General features: G+C 60.8%; 12 protein-coding genes. 8 read left to right on the top strand and 4 right to left on the bottom strand.

All coding sequences use genetic code 11. The features are described 5' to 3' along the window. The first annotated feature begins 61 nt into the window (after window positions 1-61). The 8 genes from sucC (at window position 62) to lpdA (ending at window position 10,278) form a co-directional block, all read left to right on the top strand. A complete protein-coding gene (gene sucC, locus QO231_RS18555) occupies window positions 62-1,255 on the top strand; it encodes an ADP-forming succinate--CoA ligase subunit beta (RefSeq protein WP_316779855.1) in 1,194 nt (397 codons plus the stop codon). Window positions 1,256-1,257: 2 nt separating this feature from the next. Continuing rightward, window positions 1,258-1,815: a hypothetical protein gene (locus QO231_RS18550; RefSeq protein ID WP_316779853.1), complete on the top strand. Its 558-nt coding sequence runs from the start codon at window positions 1,258-1,260 to the stop codon at window positions 1,813-1,815. An 11-nt stretch (window positions 1,816-1,826) separates the two neighbouring features. After that, on the top strand, window positions 1,827-2,708 hold the full coding sequence (gene sucD / locus QO231_RS18545; RefSeq protein WP_316779850.1) for a succinate--CoA ligase subunit alpha: 882 nt from the start codon (window positions 1,827-1,829) through the stop codon (window positions 2,706-2,708). A 401-nt stretch (window positions 2,709-3,109) separates the two neighbouring features. After that, the gene (locus QO231_RS18540) at window positions 3,110-3,652 is read left to right on the top strand and encodes a DUF805 domain-containing protein (protein ID WP_316779848.1); all 543 of its coding nucleotides are present in this window, start codon (window positions 3,110-3,112) and stop codon (window positions 3,650-3,652) included. Beyond that, a complete protein-coding gene (locus QO231_RS18535; RefSeq protein ID WP_316779845.1) occupies window positions 3,649-6,606 on the top strand; it encodes a 2-oxoglutarate dehydrogenase E1 component in 2,958 nt (985 codons plus the stop codon). The genes QO231_RS18540 and QO231_RS18535 overlap by 4 nt, the downstream gene beginning before the upstream one ends. A 3-nt stretch (window positions 6,607-6,609) precedes the next feature. Further along, complete coding sequence (odhB, locus tag QO231_RS18530; protein ID WP_316779843.1) at window positions 6,610-8,115, top strand: 2-oxoglutarate dehydrogenase complex dihydrolipoyllysine-residue succinyltransferase; 1,506 nt, start codon at window positions 6,610-6,612, stop codon at window positions 8,113-8,115. A gap of 294 nt (window positions 8,116-8,409) precedes the next feature. Then, window positions 8,410-8,799, top strand: a complete 390-nt coding sequence (locus QO231_RS18525; RefSeq protein ID WP_316779840.1) for an MAPEG family protein — start codon at window positions 8,410-8,412, stop codon at window positions 8,797-8,799. A 90-nt stretch (window positions 8,800-8,889) separates the two neighbouring features. Then, window positions 8,890-10,278 (top strand): dihydrolipoyl dehydrogenase, encoded by a 1,389-nt coding sequence (lpdA, locus tag QO231_RS18520; protein ID WP_316779838.1) that lies wholly within the window; start codon window positions 8,890-8,892, stop codon window positions 10,276-10,278. A 214-nt stretch (window positions 10,279-10,492) separates the two neighbouring features. Here the strand turns inward: lpdA and QO231_RS18515 are convergent, their stop codons facing one another. From QO231_RS18515 to QO231_RS18500, 4 genes are read right to left on the bottom strand one after another with little or no spacing between them, the layout of a single operon-like run. Next, window positions 10,493-11,095, bottom strand: coding sequence for a pyridoxamine 5'-phosphate oxidase family protein (locus QO231_RS18515; protein ID WP_316779835.1), 603 nt, complete (start codon window positions 11,093-11,095; stop codon window positions 10,493-10,495). After that, window positions 11,082-11,822 (bottom strand): lysophospholipid acyltransferase family protein, encoded by a 741-nt coding sequence (locus QO231_RS18510; protein ID WP_316779833.1) that lies wholly within the window; start codon window positions 11,820-11,822, stop codon window positions 11,082-11,084. Before QO231_RS18510 ends, QO231_RS18515 begins: the two co-directional genes overlap by 14 nt. Next, window positions 11,822-12,721 (bottom strand): cell division protein FtsX, encoded by a 900-nt coding sequence (locus QO231_RS18505; protein WP_316779832.1) that lies wholly within the window; start codon window positions 12,719-12,721, stop codon window positions 11,822-11,824. The genes QO231_RS18510 and QO231_RS18505 overlap by 1 nt, the downstream gene beginning before the upstream one ends. Continuing rightward, window positions 12,718-13,395, bottom strand: a complete 678-nt coding sequence (locus QO231_RS18500; RefSeq protein WP_316779829.1) for a cell division ATP-binding protein FtsE — start codon at window positions 13,393-13,395, stop codon at window positions 12,718-12,720. The genes QO231_RS18505 and QO231_RS18500 overlap by 4 nt, the downstream gene beginning before the upstream one ends. Window positions 13,396-13,493: the final 98 nt, after the last annotated feature.

Here is a 13,493-nt window from a genome sequence, read left to right as displayed (position 1 = left end):
TAACTCCATAGGTGCAGGGTGGCAAACCCGTGGTAATCGCAGCAAGACGGGACAGTTTTCGATGAACATTCACGAATATCAGGCCAAGGCATTGCTACGCAGTTACGGAGCGCCGGTCTCTGACGGGCGTGTCGTCCTGCGCGCGGAAGAGGCAAAGACCGCTGCTGGCGAGATGGATGGCCCCCTGTGGGTGGTCAAGGCCCAGATTCACGCCGGCGGGCGCGGAAAGGGCAACTTCAAAGAGCTGGACGCCGGGGACAAGGGCGGTGTGCGCCTTACCAAATCGGTGGAAGAGGCCGCGTTGGAGGCCAAGAGAATGCTCGGTCGGACACTGGTCACCCATCAGACCGGCCCGGCAGGCAAACAGGTCAATCGCATCTACATCGAAGACGGCAGCGGCATCGAAACAGAGATGTATCTGGCATTGCTCGTCGATCGGCAGACAAGCCGGATCAGTTTTGTCTGCTCGACCGAGGGCGGCATGGATATCGAAGAGGTCGCCGCCAGCACACCCGAGAAAATCCTGTCATTCTCGGTCGACCCGGCTACCGGCTACCAGGCATTCCACGGGCGCCGGATTGCCTTCATGCTCGGCCTCACAGGCAAGCAGATAAAGCAATGCGTACGGCTGATGGGCACGCTTTATCGCATGTTCATCGAAAAAGACATGGAGATGCTCGAAATCAACCCGCTGATCGTAACCGATGGTGGTGATCTGAAATGCCTCGACGCCAAGATGGGCTTTGACGGCAACGCGGTCTACCGGCACGCCGACATCGCCGAACTGCGCGACACCTCCGAGGAAGACCCCAAGGAGTTGGAAGCCAGCAAGTTCGACCTGAACTACATCTCGCTGGATGGCGAGATCGGCTGCATGGTCAACGGGGCCGGTCTGGCAATGGCGACAATGGATATCATCAAGCTCTACGGCGCGGAACCCGCCAATTTCCTCGACGTGGGCGGCGGCGCGACCAAGGAAAAGGTCACCGAGGCGTTCAAGATCATTACCAGCGACCCACAAGTCAAAGGTATCCTGGTCAACATCTTTGGTGGCATCATGCGCTGCGACGTCATCGCCGAAGGCGTCGTTGCCGCGGTAAAGGAAGTCGGCCTCACCGTGCCGCTGGTGGTGCGGCTGGAAGGGACGAATGTCGAGAAGGGCAATGAGATCATCAACACCTCGGGGCTTGACGTGATCGCCGCCGACAACCTGAAGGACGGCGCGGAAAAGATCGTGAAAGCGGTGAAGGGGTAGATATGCGCAGACCTCGCTCAACGAGCAGTTGGTCCAAACTCAAGTATCGCTTGAGCTCAAGTTTCGGCGTCGCTTGCTGCGCGCTGCTACTGTCGGGACTTGGCCCCCAAGCACACGCTGCTGATGAGAGCGATCTGACCTTGGCAAAGAATCTGATGAATACGTGCCAAGCTCATTTTGGTGACCGCAGGGCTGCGGCCAGCGCGTTCCGTTCGATGGAAACGCGCACTGTAAATCACAATGCAAATTTTCGGACCGCCACCGGGCATGACGGTCGAGTCATGGTTTCGTCAGGTACCGTTCGCAACTGGATCGGCTGCATCGTCGTGGTGAACGGAATGAGCCGGTCGGAGGCAACACGCTTGGCCAACCCGTGGATCAAGAAAATTGCCGGAGAGCCCGGCAAGCCAAGAAATGGGGCACAGGTCTGGCTCGGTGCCTTCGGTGGCAAACTTGCACGAGTAGAGATCGGAAAAGTCCGAAATCCGGTGATTAAAGGGATGAGCATATCCTTTGAAGTCCACAAGCGGTCCAAGCCCGGCAGCATGGTACAGAAGTAAGGAATACAGCAATGGCAGTCCTCATCGACGAAAACACCAAAGTCATCTGTCAGGGTCTGACCGGCTCACAGGGGACGTTTCACACGGATCAGGCCATTGCATATGGCACCAGGATGGTCGGCGGGGTGACGCCGGGCAAGGGTGGGATGGAGCATATGGACCTGCCGGTCTTCAACTCGGTCCACGAAGCCAAGGCCGTGACCGGGGCCGATGCCACGGTGATCTACGTGCCGCCGCCCTTTGCTGCGGATTCGATCCTCGAAGCGATCGATGCCGAGATGGAGGTTATTGTCGCGATCACCGAAGGCATCCCGGTTCTGGACATGATGCGCGTGAAACGGGCGCTCGAAGGGTCGCAAAGCCGGCTGATCGGGCCGAACTGCCCCGGTGTCATCACGCCGGGAGCCTGCAAGATCGGGATCATGCCGGGTCATATCCACAAGCGCGGCTCCTGCGGCGTGGTCTCCCGCTCGGGCACGCTGACCTATGAGGCGGTGAAGCAGACCACCGATGTGGGGCTGGGCCAGTCGACCTGCGTCGGCATCGGCGGCGATCCGATCAAGGGCACCGAGCATATCGACGTGCTGGAATGGTTCCTTGCGGATGACGAGACGACCAGCATCATCATGATCGGCGAAATTGGTGGCTCTGCCGAGGAAGAGGCGGCGCAGTTCCTCGCCGACGAGAAGAAGAAAGGCCGCTGGAAACCGACCGCCGGTTTCATCGCAGGCCGCACCGCCCCTCCGGGCCGCCGCATGGGCCATGCCGGCGCTATCGTCGCTGGCGGCAAAGGCGGGGCCGAAGACAAGATCGAAGCGATGAAATCTGCTGGCATCGTCGTCGCCGAAAGCCCTGCGTCGCTGGGCGAGGCGGTTCTGGAAGCGATAGGCTGATCCGATGCGGTGCAGGTTTTTAGCAATTGGACTTCTCTGGGCAGCCGCGCTTCCCGGATGTGGCCCGACGGAACCGATCCCGACATTTTCAGCACCCGTTCCCGGGCCGGTGACACCCATACCGGGTTATATCGGCGATATCCTGCGGACGCAGGACGTGCTGATCTTCCATACCCCCAGTGAGGGCGGCAAGCCACTCTATGTGATCCGGAATGCAACCGACGCCCTGATCCGGCAGAACGCGGAAGCAATCTGCCGCTTGAATGGAGAGCCAACAGCTTCAATACGGATGGCAGAATCGGCTTTGAAGTCGGGCAAGGAAAAGCCGCGTATGGTCGGGGTGAAGTGCATATGAGGACCGCCTTGACGCGCGACACGGCGCAAGACCGGAGAAGGCATCGATGACCTTTACGACGGCGGTAAAGACATGCCTGGGAAAGTACGTGACCTTCTCGGGCCGCGCCCCGCGCGCGGAATACTGGTGGTTCTTTCTGTTCATCTTGCTCGTCAGCTTCATCGCGTCGCTGATCGACTGGACGTTTTTCACATCGGTGGTCAGCGTGAGCGGCGACGCAGGGAGTGCAACGATGGCGCATTCGTCTCAGCCAGCTCAATCGGTTGTTGGCCTCGCGGTCGTTCTGCCGCATCTTGCCGTGGCTTGGCGGCGTATGCACGATACCGGGCGCAGTGGGCTCTATGTACTGCTGCCGATGTTGATGATCGTGGGAACCGCCCTTGTTCTGTTGTTTGGTATCGGGCTTGCCGACCATTTCTCCGGCAGGCATTCAATTGACGTTCTGCTGACACGGGCGACATTGCTGGTGTTCATCCCTGCGATGTTCGTTCTGATCGTCTCTCCGCTTCTTGTGCTCTGGTGGCTCAGCCGCCCCAGCCAACCCGGCTCCAACACTTACGGTCCCAACCCATATGAGGTACATTCATGACCGAACATTCCCCTAACGACCAGTTCCACGCCTCGTCCTTCATGCAGGGGCACAACGCGGAGTACCTGGAACAGCTCTATGCCCAGTACGCCAATGATCCGAACGCGGTCGATGACGCATGGGCCGCATTCTTTTCGCAATTGGGCGATGCCGAAATCGACGTCAAGGCAGAGGCGAGCGGCCCGTCCTGGGCGCGTACCGACTGGCCACCGCAGCCTGCCGATGATCTGACCGCCGCGCTGACCGGGGCCTGGCCGGATCCCGAAGTCAAATCCGCTGGCAAGAAGATCGCCGAAAAGGCCGCATCCACCAATGTCGCCGTCAGCGATGAGCAGATCAAGCGGGCGGTGCTGGACAGTATCCGGGCACTGATGCTGATCCGGGCCTATCGCATTCGCGGACATCTGGTTGCCGATCTGGACCCGCTGGGAATGCGTGACGAGAACGTGCATCCCGAGTTGGACCCCAAGACCTACGGCTTTGCCGAGGCAGACATGGACCGACCGATTTTTATCGACAATGTTCTCGGCCTGCAGATCGCGTCGATGCGCCAGATCGTCGAGATCGTGAAGCGTACCTATTGCGGCACCTTCGCGCTGCAGTACATGCACATCTCGAACCCCGAGGAAGCCGCCTGGCTGAAGGAGCGGATCGAGGGGTTCGACAAGGAAATCCGCTTTACCCGCGAAGGACGCAAGGCGATCCTGAACAAGATGGTCGAGGCCGAGGGCTTTGAAAAGTTCCTGCATGTCAAGTACATGGGCACCAAGCGCTTTGGTCTGGATGGCGGTGAAAGCCTGATTCCAGCTATGGAGCAGATCATCAAGCGCGGCGGTGCACTGGGCGTCAGGGACATCATCATCGGCATGCCTCACCGCGGTCGTCTGTCGGTTCTGGCCAATGTGCTGAAAAAGCCCTATCGCGCCATTTTCAACGAATTCCAGGGCGGCAGCTTCAAGCCCGAGGATGTGGATGGGTCAGGCGACGTGAAATACCACCTCGGAGCATCCAGCGACCGGGAATTTGACAGCAACACCGTTCACCTTTCATTGACCGCGAACCCCAGCCACCTCGAGGCGGTGAACCCGGTGGTGCTGGGCAAGGCGCGCGCCAAGCAGGACCAGAACAACGATGACGACCGGACGACCGTCCTGCCGATCCTGCTGCATGGCGATGCAGCCTTTGCCGGTCAGGGCGTGGTTGCCGAGGGTTTTGGCCTGTCAGGTCTCAAGGGCCACAAGACCGGCGGCACCATGCATATCATCGTGAACAACCAGATCGGCTTTACCACGGCACCGCATTTCAGCCGCAGTTCGCCCTACCCCACTGACATCGCGTTGATGGTCGAAGCGCCGATCTTTCACGTCAACGGCGACGATCCCGAAGCCGTTGTGCATGCCGCCAAGGTGGCGACCGAATTCCGCCAGAAGTTCCGCAAGGACGTGGTGATCGACATCTTCTGCTACCGCCGGTTCGGACACAACGAGGGCGACGAGCCCATGTTCACCAACCCGATCATGTACAAGAAGATCAAGACCCATAAGACCACGCTCAGCCTCTATACCGAGCGGCTGGTCAAGGACGGGCTGATCCCCGAAGGCGAAATCGAAGATATGAAGGCTTCGTTTCAATCCCACCTGAACGAAGAATTCGAGGCCGGAAAGGATTTCAAACCCAACAAGGCAGACTGGCTCGACGGGCGCTGGTCACATATCGACAAGCACGGCGAAGAATACGTGCGTGGCGAAACCGCAATTTCAGCCGAAACGATGACCGAAGTCAGCAACGCTCTGACCCGCGTGCCCGACGGTTTTCCGATCCATCGCACGGTTTCCCGCCTTTTGGACTCCAAGAAAGAGATGTTCGCCTCGGGCGAGGGTATCGACTGGGCGACGGGCGAGGCGCTGGCCTTTGGCTCTTTGCTCACCGAAGGCTATCCGGTGCGACTTTCCGGTCAGGACGCGACGCGCGGGACCTTTAGCCAGCGCCATTCCGGCCTGATCAATCAGAACACCGAAGAGCGCTATTTTCCGTTGAACAACATACGGGCCGGCCAGTCACAGTACGAAGTGATCGACTCGATGCTGAGCGAATACGCGGTTCTGGGCTTTGAGTACGGCTTTTCGCTCGCCGAACCCAACGCGCTGGTCCTGTGGGAAGCGCAGTTTGGTGACTTTGCCAACGGGGCGCAGATCATGTTCGATCAGTTCATCAGCTCCGGCGAAAGCAAATGGCTGCGGATGTCCGGCCTCGTCTGCCTGCTGCCGCATGGCTACGAAGGACAGGGCCCGGAACACAGTTCCGCCCGGCTCGAGCGGTTTCTGCAGATGTGCGGACAGGACAACTGGATCGTCGCCAACTGCACGACGCCGGCCAACTACTTTCACATCCTGCGCCGCCAGATCCACCGCGGCTTCCGCAAACCCTTGATCCTGATGACGCCGAAATCGTTGTTGCGGCACAAGATGGCAGTCTCGAAAACAGAAGAGTTCACCACCGGGTCGAGCTTTCACCGGGTGCTGTGGGACGATGCCCAGCATGGCAACTCCGAAACCAGTCTGGCCGCCGACGGCAAGATCAAGCGCGTGGTGATGTGCTCGGGCAAGGTCTATTACGATCTGCTGGAAGAACGCGACGCGCGCGGAATCGACAATGTCTACCTCATGCGGATCGAACAGTTCTACCCGTTTCCCGCGATCTCTCTTGTCAAGGAACTGGAGCGGTTCAAAGGGGCCGAAATGGTCTGGTGCCAGGAAGAGCCCAAGAATCAGGGGGCCTGGAGCTTTATCGAACCCAACATCGAATGGGTGCTGAACCGGATCAAGGCCAAGCACAAACGCCCGCTCTATGTCGGTCGCGCAACATCGGCTTCGCCCGCGACCGGGTTGGCCAGCCAACACAAAGCCCAACAAAACGCGCTGGTGAACGAAGCGCTGACCATCGAAGGAAAGTAAGTCATGACAATCGAAGTACGCGTCCCGACGCTGGGCGAATCCGTCACCGAGGCCACCGTTGCAACCTGGTTCAAGAAGCCCGGCGATGCGGTCGCAGTGGATGAAATGCTGTGCGAGCTTGAAACCGACAAGGTGACCGTCGAGGTGCCAAGCCCCTCTGCCGGGACCATGGACGACATCGTCGCTGCCGAAGGCGAAACCGTTGGCGTCGATGCCTTGCTGGCAACCATCGTCGAAGGCGACGGCGCAGCCACCGCAGAGGCGAAGCCGGCGGCAAGTGCCGGCGCTGCGCCCACGGGCAATACCACTGACGTGATGGTGCCGACGCTGGGCGAATCCGTGACCGAGGCCACTGTCAGCACGTGGTTCAAGGCGGTCGGAGACAGCGTCGCACAGGACGAAATGCTGTGCGAGCTGGAAACCGACAAGGTCAGCGTCGAGGTGCCCTCGCCCGCCGCGGGCGTTCTCGCCGAAATCACCGCTCCGGAAGGCACGACCGTGGATGCATCCGCCAAGCTCGCCGTGATCAGCGGTGCTGCAGACGGTGCGGTTGAGCCCGCCCCGCGTGCAGCCGAGGCCGCGCCCGCCCCGACATCGGGTGGTGGCGATGTCGAGGATGCTCCAAGCGCCAAGAAAGCGATGGCCGAAGCTGGCATATCCCGCGATCAGGTGGCCGGCACAGGCCGCGATGGACGCGCCATGAAGGATGATGTGGCCCGCGCCGTGGCCGCAGCGGCTTCTGCCGCCTCAGCATCCGGGCCTGCGGCGACCGCATCCGCGCCACGTGCCCCGGTTCCGGCCGATGACGCCGCGCGCGAAGAGCGGGTCAAGATGACTCGCCTGCGCCAGACCATTGCCAAGCGTCTGAAAGACAGCCAGAACACCGCCGCCATGCTGACCACCTACAACGAGGTGGACATGGGCGAGGTCATGGACCTGCGCAACCAGTACAAGGACCAGTTCGAAAAGAAACACGGCGTGCGTCTCGGCTTCATGTCGTTCTTCACCAAGGCCTGCTGCCACGCGCTCAAGGAGGTGCCCGAGGTCAATGCCGAGATCGACGGCACCGAGATCGTCTACAAGAACTTCGTGCACATGGGCGTCGCCGCCGGCACCCCCACCGGCCTCGTCGTGCCGGTGATCCGCGATGCCGACAGCATGTCGTTTGCCGAGATCGAAAAGGCGATCGCCGAAAAGGGCCGCCGCGCACGGGACGGCAAACTGTCGATGGCGGAAATGCAGGGCGGCACCTTTACCCTGTCCAACGGCGGCGTCTACGGCTCGCTGATGTCCAGCCCGATACTGAACCCGCCGCAATCCGGCATCCTCGGCATGCACAAGATCCAGGACCGCCCGATGGCGATCAATGGCGAAGTCGTGATCCGCCCGATGATGTATCTGGCCCTGAGCTATGACCACCGCATCGTCGACGGCAAAGGCGCGGTGACCTTCCTCGTCCGTGTGAAAGAGGCGCTGGAAGATCCGCGTCGGTTGCTAATGGATCTGTGAGCGAATTGGTTGAGAGGTGAGGACGGAATGAGCTACCAACCGGGGCCGGAACACGACCCTAACCGCTTTCGACTTGGCAGACTGTACATCAGACTTGCAGCGTGGGCCAAACTCTATCCGGTAGCATTCTTGTTTCGTAGCTGGCTCTTCGTAGCAGGTTTCTCGGCCATCTTACTCTTTGCGACGGATCTCAATACGTTTGTCAAACCAAGTGGGAAGCTAATCCTCTTGCTAGCAGTTTTTGGTTGGGTAGTTCCCTTAATCATGTGGATACGAAAAAACAGGCGTTGATAGATGACCCCCGAACTCACCGCCCTCACTCTCGCCGCCCTGCTGCAGGTGCTCCAATTCGCGGCCTATTCCGTCGCGGGCAACCGGCAGGTCGGGCCGCAAACCGCGCTCGGGCCCCGTGACGAACCGGTTCACCTCACCGGTACGGCAGGCCGGCTGCAACGGGCGCTGACCAACCATTTCGAGGGGCTGATCCTCTTCACCATTGCCTGCGTGGTGATCGCTGTGTCCGACCAATCCACCCCCTACACCGCCGCCTGTGCCTGGACCTACCTCGCGGCCCGTATCCTCTATGTCCCCGCCTACGCACTGGGCTTGTCCCCGTGGCGCTCGCTGATCTGGCTGGTCGGCCTTGTCGCCACCCTCCTGATGCTGCTGGCGGCCCTGACATGATCTTCATCTTTGCAAAAACACTCCGGGGTGAGGCGCGGTACGCGCCGAGGGGCAGCGCCCCTTCCCCGCTCACAACAAAGGACCCATCCCATGGCTAACTACGACGTGATCATCATCGGTGCCGGACCCGGCGGCTATGTCTGCGCGATCCGCTGCGCGCAACTTGGCCTCAAGACTGCCGTTGTCGAGGGCCGCGACACACTGGGCGGCACCTGCCTGAACGTGGGCTGCATCCCCTCCAAGGCGCTGCTGCACGCGAGCCACCAGTTGCACGAGGCCGAGCACAACTTTGCCAAGATGGGTCTCAAGGGCAAATCCCCCTCCGTCGACTGGAAACAGATGCTCGCTTATAAGGACGAGGTGATCGACGGGAACACGAAGGGCATCGAATTCCTGTTCAAGAAGAACAAGATCGACTGGCTCAAGGGCTGGGGCAGCATTCCCGAGGCGGGCAAGGTCAAGGTCAGTGACGAGGTTTACGAGGCCAAGAACATTATCATCGCTTCCGGCTCCGAGCCATCTTCGCTGCCCGGCGTCGAGATCGACGAAAAAGTGGTCGTCACGTCGACCGGCGCGCTCGCATTGGGCAAGATCCCGAAAAAGATGGTGGTGATCGGGGCCGGCGTGATCGGTCTGGAACTGGGCAGCGTCTACGCGCGTCTCGGGGCAGACGTCACCGTAGTCGAATTTCTCGACGCGGTCACGCCGGGCATGGATGCCGAGGTCCAAAAGACGTTCCAGCGCATTCTCAAGAAGCAGGGCCTCACCTTTGTCATGGGGGCCGCGGTGCAGAAGACCGAGGCGACCAAGACCAAGGCCAAGGTGCACTACAAGCTGCGCAGGGATGACAGCGAGCACGTGCTGGACGCCGATGTGGTGCTGGTTGCGACCGGGCGCAAACCCTTTGTTGATGGGCTCGGACTCGATGCGCTTGGCGTCGAAATGACCGATCGCGGTCAGATCAGGACTGGCAAGGACTGGCAAACCAATGTCAAGGGCATCTATGCCATCGGCGACGCAATCGAAGGCCCGATGCTGGCCCACAAGGCCGAAGACGAAGGCATGGCCGCCGCCGAGCAGGTTGCCGGCAAACATGGACATGTGAACTACGGGGTGATTCCGGGCGTGATCTATACATGGCCCGAGGTCGCCAATGTCGGCGAAACCGAAGCAACGCTGAAAGAGTCCGGACGCGCCTACAAGGTCGGCAAGTTCATGTTCATGGGCAATGGCCGCGCCAAGGCGAACTTTGCGGCGGACGGGTTCGTGAAGATCCTCGCCGACAAGGGCACGGATCGGATCCTGGGCGCGCATATCATTGGCCCTGCTGCGGGTGATCTGATCCATGAAGTCTGTGTGGCGATGGAGTTTGGTGCCTCTGCCGAGGATCTGGCAATGACCTGCCATGCCCACCCCACCTACTCCGAGGCCGTCCGTGAAGCGGCGCTGGCCTGCGGAGACGGACCAATTCACAGCTGAGGTGGATCTTTCCGGCTTTGACAGTGCTGGTGCCGACCTTCGCCACTGGCGCTACGAAAGGCAGTAGAATTAGGACTGAACGGGCTGAATTCGCTTGTCTCCATGGAGGGTCTGCGCCGCCTTTGGCGGTGCGCCGGGCGAGGGGCTCTGCCCCTCGCGCTCCCCGGGATATTTTCAGCAAGAAAAAGAACAGGCGTTTTGAAACGCGGTGACGCTACCAGAGGGTTTCAGTGGCCCGCCCGGTCCAGGCACGGTCATACGCCTTGCCGTCGATCTCGCCGCTGGTCATTTCGTCGAGGATATCCCCGGCGCCTGGCACATCGGCACTGTCGTCGCGCGTCCACAAGCCAGCTCGCAACAGGGCGCGTGCGCATTGTGAGAAGATTTCATCGATCGCGATCACGATCACCGTCGCCGGCATACGGCCCTTGCGTTCGAAGCGGGTGCGCAGGTTCTGATCGGTGGTCAGCTTTGCGGTTCCGTTGACACGGATGACCGTGTTTGATCCGGGGACCATGAACATCAGCGACACCCGGCCATCCGTCACGATATTGCGCAGGGAATCCAGCCGGTTGTTACCGTGCCAATCCGGCATTGCCAGCGTGCCCGTGTCGAGTTCCTGAACCACGGGGCCGTCATCGCCACGCGGGCTGCCATCTGTGCCGTCCCTGCCGACGGTGGTCAGCACGCAGAGCCGCGACGTCATGATCCATTTCCGATAGGACGGCGTCATCCTCCGTGCGACCTTGCGCAAGGCAGGTTCACTGGGTGTGCCATAGAGCGCCTCAAGCGCCGTTATCGTGTCAATATGGTCCATCCGGATCAAACCCCGCTTCCCGCATCAAGTCTGCCGATCGTGTTTCCACGCGCTGCTCAAGCTGTTGCATAAAACTATTGCGGTCCATACCCGGAGCGATCGGGTCCAGAAACTCGACCACAGCCAACCCCGGCTTGCGCAGGATCCCCTTGCGCGGCCAGAACAGACCCACGTTGGTGGCGGCCGGCACGCAGGTTTGACCAAGCCCCTTGTAGAGAACCCCGGTTCCGACCTTGTAGGGTTTCATATCGGTGGGCGCGACGCGCGTGCCTTGCGGGTAAATGATCAGCTGGCCGGGGTCGTTGAATTCCTGGGCGACGTCCTGCACCATCTTGGCCACGGCTGCTCCGCGTTTCCCCCTGTCGACCGGGACACAACCCAATCGTTTGGCGTAGAGGCCGATAAACGGGGTCCATAGCAATTCGCGTTTCATGATGAACTTGGCATTGGGCACCGCGTCAAAGATCAACAGGATGTCGAGGAAAGACTGATGCTTGGCGGCAATCATCACCTCGCCAGTTGGAACCGGTCCGCGCACTTCGCTGCGAATGCCAACCATCCATCGTGCCATCTGAATGGTTGTGCGGGCATAAATCTTGCAGGCCCGCAGCGCGCCACGTTTGGACAGGATCGCGTAGGGCGTGAACAGGACGCCAAGCACGGCCATCCAGACATAGATAACGATGATGAAGAGGAAGGATCGCAGCCATTGGATTGCATGGGCCATCAGCTGAACTCCGTCAGTTTTTGTCGCGCCGCAAGCCAGGTTGCAACGAAGGCAATCGCTGCGGTCATGGCGGGGACAAGGAGTGGGACCAGCCACCCGATGCCATGAAACCCGATATCGGTCAGAAACCCGTCAGCTTCACCCCCGGACGGTAGCAGCAAAACAGCCAGGAGGCCAAGCACCATGCCGCTGGAGGCGCCAACCAGCGCCCTGAGTGTAAGACGGCGTACAAATGCACGTGTCACGAAACGATCCTGCGCTCCGACAAGCCGGAGAACCTCGATTACCTGGGCATTTGCGGCCAGCACTGCGCGTGCGGCGAGGGTGACCGTCGCAGCCAGGGTTCCAGCGATCAGCAGGAGCGAGATCAGCCCGAGCCGCCGCAACCCCTGCACCGCATCCACCACGGGCGCGCTCCAGCGGCTGTGATCATCCAAAACCGCGCCGGGCACCTCGTCGGTCAATCGCTGTTGCAGGGCATCCGTATCGTATCCGGTTTGATCTGCAATCACCTCGATCAGTTGCGGCAGCGGCAGATCTTGGAGTGGTAGATCGGTGCCAAGCCACGGCGCGAGAAGCATCGCCTGTTCCTGCACGCTGAGCGGACGGGAACTGGCGATCCCCGGTGTTTCCTGCAGTATCGTCAGCGCGGCCTCGGTCTGTGCGTCCCGTTGTTCTGCGGGCCCTGAAATGCGCAGGGTCGCGCTCTGGGACAAGTCATCGGACCAGCGGTCGGCGACACGCCCGGCCGCCAGCGCCAGCGCGAGCGCAAACACGGCCAGAAACGCCATCGCCGCTGCGGCAAAAAGGATCAGATGTGCGGTGATCCCGCTGGGCGGAACAATGCGATCACTCTGGGCGTCGCCGGCCAGAAGGCGGCGGATGGTTCGAATGCTCAAAGATCCGCCCCCGCCAGTTGCACCTGATTGTCGGAAATTCGCAGCACCCGCGCCTGAACCTCGGACTTGGCCGCGCGGATCAGTGACAGGTCATGGCTGGCGATCAGCACGGTCTTGCCCATTCCGTTCAGGTCGATCAGCAGGCGCAACAGGCGCTGTGACATCTCCCAATCGATATTGCCGGTCGGTTCGTCCGCGAGGATCACATCGGGTGACAGGATGACCGCGCGCGCCAGAGCCGCGCGTTGACGCTCGCCGCCTGACAACTCCGTGGGCAGCGCATCGGCGCGCTCTGTCAGTCCGACCCAGTCCAACAGATCACCCAGGTTATCCTGTTCCTTGACCAGATCACGGCCCGCCACGGTCAGCGGCAGCGCTACATTGTCCGCCACTGGAATATGGTCGAGAAACCGGCAGTCCTGATGCACCACACCGATCCGCCGACGCAGCTTGGCCATATCGTCGCGGTTCGCCGCGGCGATGTCATCGTCAAAGGCGCTGACCCGGCCGCTGGTGGGACGGAGCGCGCCGTAACAGAGCTTTAGCAGCGTCGTCTTGCCCGATCCGGACGGCCCGGTCAGAAAGTGGAAAGACCCGGCTGGCAACGACAGCGAAACGTCGCCGAACAGCGCGCCCCCGCCATAGTCATATCCCACCTGTTCCAGCTCGATCACGATCAATCTCCCGATAGCTGCCGCCTTTTGCCCTACCCGCCGGGCAGTTTCAATGCCATGGCGATTCGCCACGCTCGCGGGAACGCACGAGCGCCAAA

Origin of the sequence: Sedimentitalea todarodis (assembly GCF_032595355.1) — a bacterium.
Taxonomy (GTDB): Bacteria; Pseudomonadota; Alphaproteobacteria; order Rhodobacterales; family Rhodobacteraceae; genus Sedimentitalea; species Sedimentitalea todarodis.
The sequence above is the reverse complement of the archived record's forward strand: the minus strand, read 5'-3'. Positions and strand labels throughout refer to the sequence as shown.